The following is a 15,896-nucleotide window of genomic DNA, read 5'->3' on the forward strand; positions in this document are numbered from 1 at the left end:
CGCCCGCAGGCGCCCTCTCGACATTGTCAGTTTATTGGCCACTCCGGGTGGCCTTTTTTATTTCGCCAGACGTTTTTTACCGGCAAACAGCCAGCCCGCGCCCAGCAGAACAAACCACAGCGGGGTAACCATCAGCGCTTCGCGAGTATCATCTTCCAGCGTCAACAGCACCAGTACGAAGACGAAGAAGGCCATGCACACCCAGCACATCACTTTACCCAGCGGCATCTTATAGATGGACTTCTCGTGCAGCTGCGGACGCTTTTTACGATAGACCAGGTAAGAGCAGAGGATAATGGTCCAGACGAACATGAACAGAATCGCCGACACCGTGGTGATCATGGTGAACGCGGCAATCACGCTCGGGTTGACCATCAGCATCACCACGCCGCCCAGCAGGCACATGCAGGAGAAGGTTAAGCCCTTCGCCGGCACCGCGCGTTTAGACAGCTTGGCGAACATTTTCGGCGCCTGGCCTTCCTGCGCCAGACCGAACAGCATACGGCTGGTGGAGAACACTCCGCTGTTAGCGGAAGAGGCGGCGGAAGTCAGTACCACGAAGTTGATCAGGCTGGCGGCAGCCGGCAGGCCGACCAGAACAAACAGCTCAACGAACGGGCTCTTGCTCGGCACGACGGAGCTCCACGGCGTCACCGACATAATCACAATCAGCGCGAAGACGTAGAACATAATGATACGCAGCGGGATGGAGTTAATCGCCCGCGGCAGTGATTTTTCCGGGTCTTTGGTTTCCGCCGCGGTAGTACCCACCAGCTCAATCCCCACGAAGGCGAATACCGCTATCTGGAAGCCGGCAAAGAAACCGCTGAGGCCTTTCGGGAACCAGCCGCCGTCATTCCACAGATGCGCGAATGAAGCTTCAACGCCGGTCGGCGATTTAAAGTGCATCATCACCATCACCAGGCCGACCACGATCAGCGCCACGATGGCGACGATTTTGATCATCGCGAACCAGAACTCCATTTCGCCAAACATCTTCACGGTAGCGAGGTTCAGACCCAGCAGCAGCAGGATAACCGCCAGCGAAGCGACCCAGTCAGAAAGCCCGGGGAACCAGAACTGCGCGTAGGCTGTGATAGCGACAACGTCCGCCATCCCGGTGACCACCCAACAGAACCAGTAGGTCCAGCCGGTAAAATACCCCGCCCACGGCCCTAACAGGTCGGAAGCGAAATCACTGAATGATTTATATTCGAGGTTCGACAGCAGTAATTCGCCCATGGCACGCATGACGAAAAACAGCATAAAACCGATGATCATATAAACAAAAATAATGGATGGCCCGGCGAGACTGATGGTCTTGCCAGACCCCATAAACAGCCCGGTGCCGATCGCCCCGCCGATAGCAATAAGCTGAATATGCCGGTTAGTGAGATTTCGCCGTAGCGATTGTTCAGTCGTCTCCTGCTCGTCGGCAACGACTTTGACCTGATCTACCATGTGATTTTCTTCCTGTTGTACCTGTCTGTGTTGTTCAGGCTCTGTTGGCCTGTCATTTGTCGCAACCCTGGCAAGAGGGTTTATCGATATTAGGTAAGAATCGGAGGGATGAATACTATGATTTAGATATAATGTTAATTTTATGTTTAAAGTGAGTGTTATATCACCAATGTAACGCGAAACAGCTCACAAAAATACACTCAACGAACTTATATGCAATACAAAATTCCAATAAATTTATAACTTAAGGATTTTACACTGTTTTTATTGGCTCCCTCCCCCTGACAGGAGAGGAAGCCCCTGGTGCTTAAATAATGTCCAGCAGCTCAACTTCAAAGATGAGGGTGCTGAATGGCGGGATAGAAGCACCCGCGCCGCGCTCGCCGTAAGCAAGGTTGTGCGGAATAGTCAGTTCCCATTTGGAACCTACCGGCATCAGGGTCAGCGCTTCGATCCAGCCGCCGATCACGCCGGTCACCGGGAATTCAGCCGGTTCGCCGCGGGCTACGGAGCTATCGAACACGGTACCGTCGATAAGCTTACCGGTGTAGTGAACGCGTACGCGGTCGGTGCGCGCCGGGATCGGGCCTTCGCCCTGCGTCAGTACGCGGAACTGCAGACCGGATTCAGTGCTGTTCACGCCTTCTTTTTCACGGTTTTCATCGAGGTATTTCTGGCCATCGGCGGCCATCGCCTGGAAGCGCTCGCGACGCACGGCGTCAGCGCGTTCATGGATTTCACGCAGCGCGCGGTGTACGGCTTCAACCGGCACCTGCGGCTGATTGCCTTCCAGCGCATCGGCAATGCCGGCAACCAGCGCTTCCGGCAGCAGCCCCTGCAGGCCGGATTCGCTCAGTTGTTGTCCAACCTGCAAGCCGATACCGTAACTTGCCTGCGCTTCGATAGTGTCAAAAGTCGGGGTTGCCATCTTTGTTCCTTTTTTGGGTGATAAACATCTTGAGAAAAGCGTTCGAAAGCATAACAGCCATAGAGGAATGGGTAAAACTTTGTCGGCGGATGATGACAAATCTCAGCGAAACAGAAACAATAGGCGATATCAGGTTAACCTCTACCTTCAGGACGTTAGCCGTCTATACTCATAAGCAGGATAAAAATATGCGGAGCAGGAGGAAAGCCATGCCCGGGCGCTTTGAACTGACATCTACCCTGGCGAAGATCTGGCACGCCCCGGATCAACTTCGTCTCATGGATCCGCTACCGCCCATGCATCGCCGCGGCATCATCGCCGGCTTCCTGCTGGTCATTATTGGTTTCCTGCTCCCCTCCGGCGATAACAGCACGCCGACCCAGGCCAGCCGCGAAGCTAATCTCGATCTGCAGTCCCAGTCTCAGCCGCAAGGTTCGGGCAATCAGGCTGTGCCGCTTCCGCCAATTACCAATACGCCGACGGTCAGCGATGCCGACCAGGTTGCGCCTGTGGCGCCTGAAGCCATTCAGGATGAACAGCCAGACCAGACGCAAACCGCTTCCTCTTCTCAGCCGTATCAACAACCGGCGCAGCAGCAGTCTGCTCCGGGCATCGAACAGCAGTGGCGCACCTACCGGATTGAATCCGGCAAAACGCTGGCGCAGCTGTTCCGCGACCACGGTCTGCCAGCCACTGACGTCTATGCCATGGCGCAGGTCGAAGGCGCCGGCAAACCATTAAGCACCTTGCAAAGTGGACAAACGGTGCAAATTCGCCAGAACGCCAACGGCGTCGTCACCGGCCTTACTATCGATACCGGCAACGGCCAGCAGGTGCTGTTCACCCGCCAGTCGAACGGCAGCTTCGTGCGCGCGCGATAAACACTTCGCTTAGGTCGGGTCGAACACCCGGCCTAACGCGCCTGGTTTTTGTTCACCCAGCGGATCCCTACGCATACCAACACCAGTGCGATCGCGTACTTCCACTCAAAAATATTCTCGCCAAGAAAGATCGCCGACAGCACCGTCCCGGCCACCGGGATAACAAAGTTAAACGGCGCAATCATACTGACGCGGTTGTGCTTGAGCAGCACGCTCCATAGTGCGAAAGCTATCGACGACAGCAGAGTTAAATAGCCAAGGATCATCGCTGCGGTCAGGCTGTGCATCCGTAGCTCCCCGCCGGTCAAATACCCGCCCGCCACCAGCACCAGGCCGCCGAAGGCCAGTTGCCAGCCGGTCATCACCGTTGGGTCGACGGTTTGCGAGATGCGTTTGCCGTAGAGCGTCGCCGCCGAGAGGATGAACGCCGCCAGCACGACAAATCCATCCCCCTGCCAGACAAAATTAAAATCGCCCAATGAGGTGTTGAAGTTCACCAACATCACGCCGACGAAGCCCAGCACACAGCCGATAGTTTTGTTATAGCTGAGCCGGTCATTCTGGTAGATAAAATGCGCCAGCAGAACGCTGAAGAACGTCCCGGTGGCATTCATAATCGATCCCTTCACTCCGGTGGTGAATGCCAGGCCAACGTAGAAGAAGGCGTACTGGATAGCGGTCTGCGTCAGCCCCAGCATCGCCAGCTGCCCGCACTGGCGGCCATTGAGCCGGGCGATGGGTTTGCGCTGCGCGAGCGCAAACAGCAGCAACAATAAGCCCGCAAACAGGAAGCGATATCCGGCAAAAACAATTTTTGAGGGAACATCATCGGTGGCGATGTGCAGAAGCTCATAGCCGTTTTTAATCGCCGGATAAGAACTGCCCCACAGCAGACAGCATAGGGTCGCGCAGACATAAGCTACTTTTTTATTGGCAAAAATCGAGGGGGTCGGAAAGGAAGCGTCCATTAACTTTACCGGAAATAAAATCGTGTTTTATTTTATCATCCAGAAAGTGGAGAGAATAGCTACCATACCAGATAAAAATCAGGCTGGCGCTAAAAAGCAAAACGCCGGCACAAGGCCGGCGCATCGACGTGAGTTGAGTAAAAAATTACTCAGCTACAACGTTAACAACCAGTTTAGCGAAGACTTCGCTGTGAACCTGGAAGTCTACTTCGTGCTCACCGGTGGTGCGCAGAACGCCGTTCGGCAGGCGAACTTCGCTCTTCGCAACGGCAACGCCAGCTGCAGAAACAGCGTCAGCGATGTCGCGAGTACCGATGGAACCGAACAGTTTACCTTCGTCGCCAGATTTGGACGCGATGGTAACGGTGCCCAGTGCGTTGATTGCTTCAGCACGTGCGTTAGCAGCGGCCAGAACGTCAGCCAGTTTGGCTTCCAGTTCAGCGCGGCGCGCTTCGAAGAACTCAACGTTTTTCTTGGTAGCTGGAACAGCTTTACCCTGTGGTACCAGGAAGTTACGAGCATAGCCCGCTTTAACGTTTACCTGATCACCCAGGCTACCCAGGTTTGCTACTTTATCAAGCAGAATAACTTGCATTACCTTATCCTCTCAAAGTCGTATTAATGGACCGTGACCGATTACTGATGACGATCAGTGTACGGCAGCAGGGACAGGTAGCGTGCGCGTTTGATAGCGCGAGCCAGCTGACGCTGATATTTTGCACGGGTACCGGTGATACGGCTTGGGACAATCTTACCGCTTTCGGTGATGTAGTTTTTCAGCGTAGCGATATCTTTATAGTCGATCTCTTGAACGCCTTCCGCGGTGAAACGGCAGAACTTGCGACGACGGAAATAACGTGCCATATGGCTAGTCTCCAGAATCTATCAATTCAATCTGCTCGGCATGCAGAACCATTTTACTCAAGCCGTTCTTTGCCTTATGGCAACTAATGAACCCTTGAACGGTGACTGCGCTACCGACCGTTATACTGTGAGTAATGGCCTGGTTCTCGTGTCCGCTAATAATAACGGGCATTTGGCACCACGCCTGCCGGTGAAAACCGGCTTCCTCCTGCACAGAACGATGCTCAAGCACGAACTGGCAATGAGGAATTCCTGACGGGCTGACCTTTCGAAGGGGCATCCTGCACACGGTGCCGGACAACACCAGACGGTTGGTCATCAGGATTACTCTTCAGAATCCCCAGCTTCAGAATCATCTGCGGTTTCGTTAGCGAAATCTTCACGACGCTCACGGCGCTCGTCTTTCGCTTTAACCATCGGAGATGCTTCGGTAACAGCGTGCTTAGTACGCATTACCATGCTGCGGATAACGGCGTCGTTGAAGCGGAAGTTAGTTTCCAGCTCATCGATCGCTTCCTGCGGCGCTTCAACGTTCAGCAGAACGTAGTGAGCTTTGTGCAGTTTGTTGATCGGATAAGCCAGCTGACGGCGGCCCCAGTCTTCCAGACGGTGGATCGTACCTTCTGCTGCAGTGATTGCACCAGTGTAACGTTCGATCATGCCCGGAACCTGTTCGCTCTGGTCAGGATGGACCATAAAAACGATTTCGTAATGACGCATCGAATTGCTCCTTACGGATTATTCAGCCTCCTGTCTGGGTCAGCCGCGGCCCATGGAGGCAAGGAACGTGTTAAAGGGCGGCTGAAAAATTGACGCGTCATTCTAATTGCGCCCCCCCAGGAACACAAGCGCATTTGCACAAATAATTCGCACTAAGCGCCAAGCTGGGCTAAGTGGGTGATTTAAAATTAACCAATAACGAACGCGGCATTTTTTTGAACAACTGCATCAGAAAAGGTCGCTATCAGGCGACGCGCCAGCGATTACAATTTAATCAATGGCCAGACACCAGCAAGAGGAGTCCAGCGTTTTACCCGTACTGTCAGTAAGGAGCGTTCTATGAAAAGCATTATCATCGCCGTTATGGCTGCGCTACTCCTTAGCGCCAACGCGCTGGCAGCCATCAAAATCGATGGGCGTCAGGCTCGCAACATGGACGATGTGCAGAGTCTGGGCGTAATTTATATCAACCATAATATGGCTAGCGAGCAAGAGGCCGACCAGGCCCTGAACCAGGAAAGCGATGCCCTGGGAGCGAAGTACTTCCAGCCAATCCTGATTCACGAACCGCAGAGCAATGGCCTTATTCATGCCAGCGCCGCTATTTACCGCTAACCCAGGTCGATGCTTCGCCTCTCCTCACGAGGGGCGAAGCGATAGCCGATGTAAACGCAATTGAGAATTATTTTCCAAACTGACTTACCAGCGTCATCGCAACCTGATTTAATCATCAATTCACCGTTTGTTAATCAGGAGTGATTGATGGTCCCGCGTTTCGCGACGTTAGGTCGCATCCCGAAAGGAGTTTGGGTGCTCGGCGGCGTCAGCCTGCTAATGGATGTCTCATCCGAGATGATCCACAGCCTGCTCCCGCTGTTTATGGCCACCACGCTCGGCGCCAGCGTCATTATTATCGGTCTTATCGAAGGGCTAGCCGAAGCCACCGCCTTAATTCTCAAAGTCTTCTCCGGCGTCATTAGCGACTACGTTGGCAAACGCAAAGGGCTGGCGCTGCTTGGCTACGGGCTGGGGGCGCTGAGTAAACCGCTGTTTGCCATCGCGCCGAGCGCCGGGGTGGTATTTAGCGCCCGCATGATCGACCGCGTCGGAAAAGGTATCCGCGGAGCGCCGCGCGATGCGCTGGTCGCCGACGTAACTCCGCCGGAGATCCGTGGCGCTGCCTACGGGTTACGCCAGGCGCTGGATACCGTCGGCGCCTTTCTCGGCCCGCTGCTGGCGGTGCTGCTGATGTTCATCTGGGCCAACGATTTTCACGCTATCTTCTGGGTGGCGGTCATTCCCGCCGTACTATCCATTGCTCTACTGGGCTTTGGCCTGCAGGAGCCGAAATCCGCCATCGCGCACAAACGTAGCAATCCGCTGAAGCGCGAAAACCTGAAAAAGCTCTCTGCCGCCTACTGGTGGGTGGTGGCGATCGGCAGTATTTTCACCCTCGCCCGCTTCAGCGAAGCTTTTTTGGTGCTGCGCGCCCAGCAGATGGAGATCCCGCTGTTTACTATTCCGCTGGTCATGGTCGCGATGAACCTGGTCTACAGCCTCACGGCTTACCCGTTCGGTAAGCTCTCTGACAGCATGAGCCACAGTAAACTGCTGCAATGGGGGCTGCTGGTGCTGATCCTCGCCGATATCGTGCTGGCGCTCAGCGGCCACTGGAGCACGCTGCTGATCGGCGTCGCGCTGTGGGGGATTCACATGGGGATGACTCAAGGCCTACTGGCGGCCATGGTTGCGCATACCGCGCCGCCGGAACTACGCGGTACGGCATTCGGCATGTTCAACCTGATGAGCGGGCTGGCGCTGCTGCTGGCCAGTACCGGCGCGGGGATACTCTGGGAAAGCTTCGGCGCCGCATCGACGTTTTACGCCGGCGCGGTTATCTGTCTGCTGACGCTCATCGGCATGCGCTGTATGCCATCGGCCTATCGTCAGGGTTAAAAACGGCTCCGGGGCCAGACCAGTTGCTTCACCCTGAGGTGAAAGCCCCGGAGCGCGTAGCTTACTTCTGCCCGTAGTAGGCGTCAGGCCCGTGTTTACGCAGAAAATGTTTCTCCATTAGCCAGCTGTCGATGGGCTGTAGCTGCGGATTAATGCCGCGGGCGATCCACGCCATTCGCGCCACTTCTTCCATCACCACCGCATTGTGCACCGCCTCGTGGGCATCTTTCCCCCAGGAGAAGGGTCCGTGCTGATACACCACAATTCCCGGCGTATGTAACGGGTTGGCCTCGCCCAGCGTTTCGATAATCACCTTCCCGGTGTTCAGCTCATAGGCCTCTTCCACCTCCTGTGCGCTGAGCGCCCGGGTGCAGGGGATATCACCGAAGAAGTAGTCCGCGTGGGTGGTGCCGAGCGCCGGGATTGCCAGCCCCGCCTGCGCCCAGGCGGTAGCGTGCGTCGAGTGGGTATGCACCACCCCGCCAAGGCCGGAATAACGGCGGTATAACGCAAGGTGGGTAGCGGTATCAGAAGAGGGACGCCAGCGCCCTTCCACCACGTTGCCCTGCAAATCGACCACCACCATATCATCGACGGTCATTGATTCGTAGGCTACGCCGCTGGGCTTAATCACCACCAGCCCACGTTGCCGGTCGATTGCGCTGACGTTGCCCCAGGTAAAGGTCACCAGCCCGTAGCGCGGCAGATCCATATTAGCTGCAAATACCTGCTGTTTAAGCTGCTGCATTATGCCGCCTCCGTCAGGCCCGCGCGGGCCATCCGCGCTTTCACCCAGTCACGGGCTTTCGCGACTTCCGCCGCCGGGTCATCGGTGGTTTCGCTCCACATCTCAATCAGATACGGACCGCAGTAGCCTGTCTGCTTGAGCGTTTCGAAGCAACGTTCAAAATCGACGACCCCTTCACCAAACGGCACGTTTTTAAAGACGCCGGGCTTCGTATCTTTGACATGTACCGCCACGATATGCCCCATGCCGGCCTGCAATTCCATCTGTACGTCGTTATCCCACGCCGACAGATTGCCAATATCCGGATAAAGCTGGAACCATGGATTATTCAGGTAGTGGGCATAACCCAGCGCCTTACTGATTGAGTTCATCAGCGGATAGTCCATGATTTCCATCGCCAGCGTGACCTGGGCCCGGCTGGCCATCTCGACGCTCTCTTTCAGGCCTTCACGAAAACGGCGGCGCGTTTCATCATTTGCCTGCTGGTAATAAACATCGTAGCCCGCCAGCTGGATCACCCGAATCCCCACATCCTGCGCCAGCTGAATGGCTTTACGCATGATGTCCAGCCCCTGCTTGCGCACCGCGTCATCTTCGCTGCCGAGCGGAAAACGACGATGGGCGCTAAGGCACATCGATGGTACCCGGACGCCGGTTTCGGCTACCGCCTTGACCAGCGCGAGGCGCTGCTCCTGGCTCCAGTCCAGCCGGGCGAGACGGGCATCGGTTTCATCAAGCGACATTTCAACAAAATCAAAACCCAGCGCTTTCGCCAGCTGTAACCGTTCCAGCCAACACTCCCCGGCGGGGAGCGCTTTTTCATAGATACCGAGCGGAATTTGTTTCGACAACATAACCGCTCCTTAACCCCACAGCTGGGCGATAGAGCGTTTAAACTGGCGAGCCGCTTCCACCGGCGAGGTGGCATCGCGGATGCTGCGCCCGGCAATAAAGACGTGAATAGGGATACCGGCGAACAGCGGCAGGTCTTCCAGCGCCAGTCCGCCGGTCACGGTGACTTTGAAGCCCATATCGGAAAGGCGCTTAATCGCGCTGATATCCGCCTCGCTCCACGCCACGCCCGCGGCCTGCGCGTCGCGGCTGCGGTGATAGACCACCTGCTGAATACCCGCATCACGCCACGCCTGCGCCTGCTCCCAGGTCCAGAAGCCGGTCAGTTCAATTTGTACGTCGCCATTGAACTCTTTGGCGACATCCAGCGCCCCTTTGGCGGTGTTGATATCGGCGCAGCAGATCACGGTCACCCAGTCAGCGTTGGCTTCAAAGCACATCCGCGACAGGATTTTACCGGCATCGGCGATTTTGGCATCCGCCAGCACGATTTTATGCGGATACAGCGCTTTCAGATCGCGCACCGCGCGCACCCCTTCACCGACGCAGAGAATAGTGCCGACTTCAATGATATCCACCTCTTCGGCGATCAGCCGGGTGGTCTCATAGGCGTGAGACAGGGTTTGGTTATCCAGCGCAACCTGCAACATTGGTAACTGAGACATCGTATCAACTCCCTCTTAAACAGCCGCCGCAGTGGCGTTTTCAATTAAATCCAGCACTTCCTGCTCGGTGCGGCAGGCGCGTAAACGGTCGAAATTGGCTTCGTCATCAAACAGGTTAACGATCTGCATGATGCCCACCTCCTGGTGGGTGGTGGCGTCAACTGCCGCCATGGTGATCAGAATGTCGACCGGGTCGTTATCTTCGTGATTGAAAATTAGCGGTTTTTTGAGCGTCACCAGCGCAAAGCCGGTTTTCTTAACCCCCTCTTCCGGACGGCCGTGCGGCATCGCCAGCCCCGGCGCGATAACAAAATAGGGGCCATGCTGAGCGACGCCATCGAGGATCGCCTGGTAGTAACGCGGTTCCACTACGTCGGCGGCCACCAGCAGATCGACGCCGATTTTCACCGCCTCCTGCCAGCTTTCCGCCTCCGCCTGCAGGCGTATGGAGTGGTTCTGCGCCAGAGAATCATGAAGTTTCATGGCGGCTCCTTATTTCACATCCTGCGGGAAGTGGGCTTTGATCACTTCAAGCAGTTTTGGGCCGAAATCCGCAGGCGACAGCATATTGCGCACGCCAACCACATATTTATTGCCAGTGACGGTGATTTCGCCGGCGATGTGGGTCGAGGCAATAATGATATCCGCGCCGTTTAGTTCGCTTTTATACTCACCTACCGCGCAGCTGTTCACCGTGTGGTCGATGTTTGATTGCGTCAGGAACTGGTCCACCTTCATTTTCATGATCATGGAACTACCTTGCCCGTTGCCACACACAGCCAGAATACGTACGGTCATAATCAGAACTCCTTATTGAGCAGAGGCTTCTGCCAGTTGTTTTTCCGCGTCTTCCTCGGCGCGCAGCGCGCGGCCGGCGAAGAACATATAAGCCAGTGAAATCAGAATAATGACGGCCATAAACGCCAGCCCTATCGAGGCGAAGCCCTGCATCATCGGCGGCGCCAGGATTGACCAATCCGCCATGCCCATCCAGGCGCTCATTCCGGTCAACTTCACCGCCCACACGCAGCCGAAGATTTCAATCATGCCCATCACCAGACAGATTTTGAGCGCCGCGCGCCAGCCGCCGAAGTGGTTAGCAAAGACGCCAATCGTCGCGTTAGAGAAGAACATTGGGATAAAGCCCGGGATGATCAGGATGGAGGAACCAACGCCGACGAGAATACCCACGGCAATCAGTTGGCCGATGGTGCCCCACATAAAGCCCCAGACCACGGCATTCGGCGCGAAGCTATAGATAGCGGCGCAGTCGATCGCCAGCACGGCGCCGGGGATCAGGCGCTGAGAGATGCCATTAAAGGCTTCGGACAGCTCGGCGACGAACATACGCACGCCTTGGGTAATGATGAAAATGGCCACGGCGAAGGAGAAACCGGTCTGCAGGATATAGACCGTCCAGTGGGTTTTGCCCGCCATCGCCTGTACAACGTCGATGCCAAAGGAGAGCAGAATGGCGCCAAAGAAAATGGTCATCACAATCGCGGTAGAGACGATGTTGTCGTGGAAGATATTGAGCCAACCGGGCAGTTTGAGGTCTTCGACGCTCTCCTCTTTTTTCCCCAGATACGGCGCCACTTTATAGGCAATCCACGAGGCAAACTGCTGTTGGTGCCCGATAGAGAAGCCGCAACCGTCGGTAACCAGTTGAGTCGGCTTGAACATCATGTTGGAAGTGATCCCCCAGTACAGGGAGACCAGTACCGCGGTACAGATAATGGTCGTCCACATGGAGTAGCCGAAAATGAAGAAAGAGACCGCAATCAGCCCCGCCTGCTGAAACATGATATGGCCAGTCAGCATAATGGTGCGAATGCCGGTAATGCGGCGCAGCAGGACGTAACAGATGTTTAGCGCCAGGGCCAACAGCACCGCATACCCCACCCAGCTATAGGCTTCACCCATCCGGTCGATGGTCGCCATCATTGAGGCGTAGGTGTCGGAAATCGCGCCATTGATGCCATAAACCTCTGACATTTTCGCCACCACCGGCTTAAAGGTGCTGGTAAGAATGCCAGAGCCGGCTTGTAACAGCATGAAACCAATGATGGTTTTGATCGTGCCTTTGATAATCACGCTGACGCTTTTACGCAACAAGATATAGCCAAGGCAGGTCACGATACCCAGCAGCAGCGGGGCATTAGTCATTACCTGATTAAAGAAGACGGTAAAGATGTTGTAGAGGATCTCCATAACACACTCCAGAAGAGGAAGGCTTTGAACGCGCATGACGCTCAGCAGTTGTCGTCGCCCTCACTCTAATAATCAAAAACAATCACAACAAGATTGAATTTGATTAAATGTGACGCATCACGCAAATAATCACATTTTTTATACGTGTATTTTCCATTACGTCATATCACAACCAAACAAACCACTAATATCAACAATATACATACATCCATGATATTAAACTCAGGGCTTATCAGCGCGTTAGCGCAACGATATCAGCGCTTTTTATCGAAAATAGCCGATTGCATTCCTGAAAAAACAGTGACAACATCAATCAAAACAAATCACCGATTGATTACTTTTGAAATAAAAGAGGAAGAGATAGATGAGTAAAGTGCAAACCATCACCCGTGAATCCTGGATTTTGAGCACTTTCCCGGAATGGGGCAGCTGGCTGAATGAAGAGATCGAACAAGAGCAGGTTGCGCCGGGCACCTTTGCCATGTGGTGGCTGGGATGCACCGGTATTTGGCTTAAATCGGAAGGCGGCGCTAATATTTGCGTCGATTTCTGGTGCGGCACCGGTAAGCAGAGCCACGGTAATCCGCTGATGAAAACCGGCCACCAGATGCAGCGCATGGCCGGGGTGAAAAAACTGCAGCCGAACCTGCGCACTACGCCATTCGTGCTCGATCCTTTCGCCATCCGTCAAATTGACGCTGTGCTGGCGACGCACGATCACAACGATCATATCGACGTTAACGTCGCCGCCGCGGTGATGCAAAACTGCGCCGCCGATGTGCCGTTTATCGGGCCGAAAACCTGCGTTGACCTGTGGATTGGCTGGGGCGTGCCGGCAGAACGCTGCATCGTCATGAAACCGGGCGATGTGGTGAAGATCAAAGATATTGAGATCCACGCGCTCGACGCATTCGATCGTACGGCCCTCATTACCCTGCCAGCCGATCAAAAAGCCGCCGGCGTGCTGCCGGACGGCATGGACCAACGCGCGGTCAACTATCTGTTCAAAACGCCGGGCGGCAACCTGTACCACAGCGGCGACTCCCATTATTCCAACTACTACGCGAAGCACGGCAACGAGCATCAGATTGACGTCGCCCTCGGTTCCTACGGGGAAAACCCGCGCGGCATCACCGACAAAATGACCAGCGCCGATATCCTGCGCATGGCGGAATCGCTGAATACCAAAGTGGTTATCCCGTTCCATCACGATATCTGGTCCAACTTCCAGGCCGACCCGCAAGAGATCCGCGTACTGTGGGAGATGAAAAAAGATCGTCTGAAATACGGCTTCAAGCCGTTTATCTGGCAGGTCGGCGGTAAATTTACCTGGCCGCTGGATAAAGACAATTTCGAGTACCACTACCCACGCGGGTTCGACGACTGCTTTACCATTGAGCCGGACCTGCCGTTCAAATCCTTCTTGTAACCGTATTCCGGCGGTCGCGCCCGCCGGAATTCCCTTTCCGCATTAGTATTTAGCGTTGATTTCAAATATCATCTTTGCTTGTCACTTTTAATCGGATTCGCTCATGACTGAAGCGCAAAGACATCAAATTTTACTGGATTTGCTGGCGCAAATGGGATTCGTTACCGTTGAACAGGTAATTTCCCGTCTCGGCATCTCTCCGGCGACGGCAAGACGCGATATTAATAAGCTGGATGAAAACGGTAAGCTGAAGAAAGTCCGTAATGGCGCGGAAGCCATCAGCGAACAGCGCCCGCGATGGTCGCCAATGAACATTCATCAGGCGCAAAATCATGATGAGAAAGTGCGGATTGCCCGCGCCGCCTCGCAGCTGGTGTCGCCGGGCGAAAGCATTGTTATCAACTGCGGCTCCACCGCCTTCCTGCTCGGCCGCGAACTATGCGGCAAACCGGTGCAGATCATCACCAACTACCTGCCGCTGGCCAACTATCTGATTGATCAGGAGCATGACAGCGTGATCATTATGGGGGGGCAATATAACCACAGCCACTTCATCACCCTCAGCCCGCAGGGTAGCGAAAACAGCCTGTATGCCGGGCACTGGATGTTCACCAGCGGCAAAGGGTTAACCGCCGAGGGATTGTACAAAACGGATATGTTGACTGCGATGGCCGAGCAGAAAATGCTTAACGTCGTTGGCAAACTGGCGGTACTGGTCGATAGCAGCAAAGTCGGCGAACGCGCCGGGATGCTGTTCAGCCAGGCCAGCCAAATCGACCTGGTTATCACCGGTAAGCAGGCCGATGAAACGATCCTCAAGCAGCTTGAGGATCAGGGCGTGCAGGTTATCCGCGTTTAAAGGTGCTGTAGAAAAAAGGCGGTAGTCGCGTGCAGCGCTTCCGGGGTGATGCGGTGACGCACGCCCTTTTGCCAGTGGCAGGTCAGGTTAGTTGCCTGGCCGCTCTGCGTTAACGCCTGCTGCAGACGGAAAGTGTCACCAGGTGGAACCACATCATCGGCATCACCGTGCCACAGCAGCAGCGGCTTGTCGGCCAGCGCCGCCAGTTGATGAGTCACGTCCCACTCCGCCAGGCTTGCCGTATCGAATCCGGGCGACGGAAACAGCGTCTGTGCGAGGGTGCTGAAATAGCCCGAGCCCATCAGGCAGGCCACGCATTTAAGTTCAGGATGATGAGTCATGATGCCGAGCGCGGTCATGCCGCCCATTGATGCGCCGGCCACCGCCAGCCGCTCGTCTTCCAGCCACCCCTCAGCGATAATCGCTTCCCGCAGTGCGGCAAACTCAACAAAGTTTTGTCGCAGGATCGGCCAAAAGCGCAGCATTCGCCCGGCATCATCGCCGTGAAAACGCGCGCCATGTTCGGCGGCATCCGGCATAATCACCCGGAAGCCGGCTTCGGCCAGCGCGACGGCAAAGTAGCTGTAGACCAGTTTGGAAGAGGTAAAACCGTGATAGAAGACGATAACCGGCAGCGGTTTCTCCGCCATCCCAGCCGGACAGGCGTGAATCACTTCACCGCCCGCCAGATTGCGCATTTCGAGTGTTATCATTTATCGTCTCCTTCTTTATAGTGGCATCACGCAATGCGCAAAAAGCAACCACCAAAATTCTGCTTTTGCCGTGAATTATAATGTTGAGAGCTCGGTTACGCTTTCATAACATTTTCATTCGAAAATCGCGCGATAGATAACAATTCGGGAACATTCCCCAGAAATGATGTTCAGGCTACCACTACACTATCACTATCAGGAAACGAGATATGGTCATGCGTAGGTTTACACCGTGGTTACTGGCTCTCGCCTTAAGCGGATGTAGCGTCCTGCAGGGTACGCCGGAGGCACCGCCGCCGGCAAGCGATCATCCGCAGGAGATTCGTCGCAATCAGACTGAGGGCCTGCAAAAGATAGGTACCGTCAGCGTGCTAATGTACGGTTCGCCGATGGATGTCGAGACCGCGTTGAAAGCCAAAGCAGAAGCCGCAAAAGCGGATTACTACGTCATCGTCATGATCGATGACACCATGGTTCCCGGCCAGTGGTATTCGCAAGCGATTCTGTATCATAAATAGCAGCGTGATGCGCTTTTAATCAGCTTTACACTGCTTTGCGTCCATTCACGTTCTCCTGCGCATAATAACGTTCGGCCAGCCTTTTTGGCAGAACGTTAGCAAACGGACTGCCCTCGGGATTAC

General features: G+C 55.1%; 20 protein-coding genes. 6 read left to right on the forward strand and 14 right to left on the reverse strand.

All coding sequences use genetic code 11. From position 1 onward, the window contains the following. Positions 1-57: 57 nt before the first annotated feature. Entirely contained in the window at positions 58-1,461 is a 1,404-nt protein-coding gene (cycA, locus tag ABLV08_RS18945; RefSeq protein WP_015368603.1) for a D-serine/D-alanine/glycine transporter, read from the reverse strand. Positions 1,462-1,768: 307 nt separating this feature from the next. Then, on the reverse strand, positions 1,769-2,389 hold the full coding sequence (gene fklB / locus ABLV08_RS18950; protein WP_002886687.1) for an FKBP-type peptidyl-prolyl cis-trans isomerase: 621 nt from the start codon (positions 2,387-2,389) through the stop codon (positions 1,769-1,771). A gap of 209 nt (positions 2,390-2,598) precedes the next feature. Between fklB and ABLV08_RS18955 the strand changes: the two genes are divergently transcribed. After that, the gene (locus tag ABLV08_RS18955) at positions 2,599-3,270 is read left to right on the forward strand and encodes a LysM-like peptidoglycan-binding domain-containing protein (RefSeq protein WP_015368604.1); all 672 of its coding nucleotides are present in this window, start codon (positions 2,599-2,601) and stop codon (positions 3,268-3,270) included. Between the two features lie 32 nt (positions 3,271-3,302). On the opposite strand, the gene ABLV08_RS18960 is transcribed toward ABLV08_RS18955, so the two are convergent. The 5 genes from ABLV08_RS18960 to rpsF all read right to left on the reverse strand — a co-directional run bounded on the left by ABLV08_RS18960 (position 3,303) and on the right by rpsF (position 5,822). After that, complete coding sequence (locus ABLV08_RS18960) at positions 3,303-4,238, reverse strand: DMT family transporter (protein WP_020079808.1); 936 nt, start codon at positions 4,236-4,238, stop codon at positions 3,303-3,305. Positions 4,239-4,383: 145 nt separating this feature from the next. After that, positions 4,384-4,833, reverse strand: coding sequence for a 50S ribosomal protein L9 (rplI, locus tag ABLV08_RS18965; protein WP_015368607.1), 450 nt, complete (start codon positions 4,831-4,833; stop codon positions 4,384-4,386). A gap of 41 nt (positions 4,834-4,874) precedes the next feature. Beyond that, positions 4,875-5,102: a 30S ribosomal protein S18 gene (gene rpsR, locus ABLV08_RS18970; RefSeq protein ID WP_000135199.1), complete on the reverse strand. Its 228-nt coding sequence runs from the start codon at positions 5,100-5,102 to the stop codon at positions 4,875-4,877. Between the two features lie 4 nt (positions 5,103-5,106). Continuing rightward, entirely contained in the window at positions 5,107-5,421 is a 315-nt protein-coding gene (gene priB, locus ABLV08_RS18975) for a primosomal replication protein N (RefSeq protein WP_015704181.1), read from the reverse strand. 5 nt (positions 5,422-5,426) lie between these two features. Next, complete coding sequence (gene rpsF, locus ABLV08_RS18980) at positions 5,427-5,822, reverse strand: 30S ribosomal protein S6 (RefSeq protein ID WP_004098001.1); 396 nt, start codon at positions 5,820-5,822, stop codon at positions 5,427-5,429. A 339-nt stretch (positions 5,823-6,161) separates the two neighbouring features. Between rpsF and ABLV08_RS18985 the strand changes: the two genes are divergently transcribed. Together ABLV08_RS18985 and ABLV08_RS18990 are read left to right on the forward strand one after the other, a co-directional pair. Next, on the forward strand, positions 6,162-6,437 hold the full coding sequence (locus ABLV08_RS18985; protein WP_020079809.1) for a DUF1471 domain-containing protein: 276 nt from the start codon (positions 6,162-6,164) through the stop codon (positions 6,435-6,437). A gap of 147 nt (positions 6,438-6,584) precedes the next feature. Further along, positions 6,585-7,778 (forward strand): MFS transporter, encoded by a 1,194-nt coding sequence (locus ABLV08_RS18990; RefSeq protein ID WP_032715476.1) that lies wholly within the window; start codon positions 6,585-6,587, stop codon positions 7,776-7,778. Between the two features lie 61 nt (positions 7,779-7,839). Here the strand turns inward: ABLV08_RS18990 and ABLV08_RS18995 are convergent, their stop codons facing one another. The 6 genes from ABLV08_RS18995 to ulaA are packed head-to-tail and all read right to left on the reverse strand — an operon-like array spanning position 7,840 to position 12,254. Further along, positions 7,840-8,526 carry an L-ribulose-5-phosphate 4-epimerase gene (locus ABLV08_RS18995; protein ID WP_015704178.1) on the reverse strand — a complete coding sequence of 229 codons (687 nt, stop codon included), beginning with the start codon at positions 8,524-8,526 and terminating at the stop codon, positions 7,840-7,842. Continuing rightward, positions 8,526-9,380 (reverse strand): L-ribulose-5-phosphate 3-epimerase, encoded by an 855-nt coding sequence (locus tag ABLV08_RS19000; RefSeq protein ID WP_042895261.1) that lies wholly within the window; start codon positions 9,378-9,380, stop codon positions 8,526-8,528. Before ABLV08_RS19000 ends, ABLV08_RS18995 begins: the two co-directional genes overlap by 1 nt. A 9-nt stretch (positions 9,381-9,389) precedes the next feature. Beyond that, a complete protein-coding gene (gene ulaD, locus ABLV08_RS19005; RefSeq protein ID WP_348856155.1) occupies positions 9,390-10,043 on the reverse strand; it encodes a 3-keto-L-gulonate-6-phosphate decarboxylase UlaD in 654 nt (217 codons plus the stop codon). 15 nt (positions 10,044-10,058) lie between these two features. Continuing rightward, positions 10,059-10,526, reverse strand: a complete 468-nt coding sequence (ulaC, locus tag ABLV08_RS19010; RefSeq protein ID WP_015368614.1) for a PTS ascorbate transporter subunit IIA — start codon at positions 10,524-10,526, stop codon at positions 10,059-10,061. Positions 10,527-10,535: 9 nt separating this feature from the next. Continuing rightward, positions 10,536-10,841 (reverse strand): PTS ascorbate transporter subunit IIB, encoded by a 306-nt coding sequence (ulaB, locus tag ABLV08_RS19015; protein ID WP_001577590.1) that lies wholly within the window; start codon positions 10,839-10,841, stop codon positions 10,536-10,538. 12 nt (positions 10,842-10,853) lie between these two features. Then, complete coding sequence (gene ulaA, locus ABLV08_RS19020; RefSeq protein WP_015368616.1) at positions 10,854-12,254, reverse strand: PTS ascorbate transporter subunit IIC; 1,401 nt, start codon at positions 12,252-12,254, stop codon at positions 10,854-10,856. Between the two features lie 364 nt (positions 12,255-12,618). Here ulaA and ulaG point away from each other — a divergent pair, with 364 nt between their 5' ends. Together ulaG and ulaR are read left to right on the forward strand one after the other, a co-directional pair. After that, positions 12,619-13,683 (forward strand): L-ascorbate 6-phosphate lactonase, encoded by a 1,065-nt coding sequence (ulaG, locus tag ABLV08_RS19025; protein WP_015368618.1) that lies wholly within the window; start codon positions 12,619-12,621, stop codon positions 13,681-13,683. Between the two features lie 103 nt (positions 13,684-13,786). Then, a complete protein-coding gene (gene ulaR / locus ABLV08_RS19030; protein ID WP_348856156.1) occupies positions 13,787-14,542 on the forward strand; it encodes an HTH-type transcriptional regulator UlaR in 756 nt (251 codons plus the stop codon). On the opposite strand, the gene yjfP is transcribed toward ulaR, so the two are convergent. Beyond that, positions 14,539-15,255: an esterase gene (gene yjfP, locus ABLV08_RS19035; protein WP_348856157.1), complete on the reverse strand. Its 717-nt coding sequence runs from the start codon at positions 15,253-15,255 to the stop codon at positions 14,539-14,541. The genes ulaR and yjfP overlap by 4 nt on opposite strands. A 209-nt stretch (positions 15,256-15,464) precedes the next feature. On the opposite strand from yjfP, the gene bsmA reads away from it, so the two are divergent. Continuing rightward, positions 15,465-15,773: a biofilm peroxide resistance protein BsmA gene (gene bsmA / locus ABLV08_RS19040; RefSeq protein WP_015368621.1), complete on the forward strand. Its 309-nt coding sequence runs from the start codon at positions 15,465-15,467 to the stop codon at positions 15,771-15,773. Positions 15,774-15,896: the final 123 nt, after the last annotated feature.

The sequence above is a fragment of the Klebsiella sp. CN_Kp088 genome, assembly GCF_040064335.1.
Classification (GTDB): Bacteria; Pseudomonadota; Gammaproteobacteria; order Enterobacterales; family Enterobacteriaceae; genus Klebsiella; species Klebsiella aerogenes.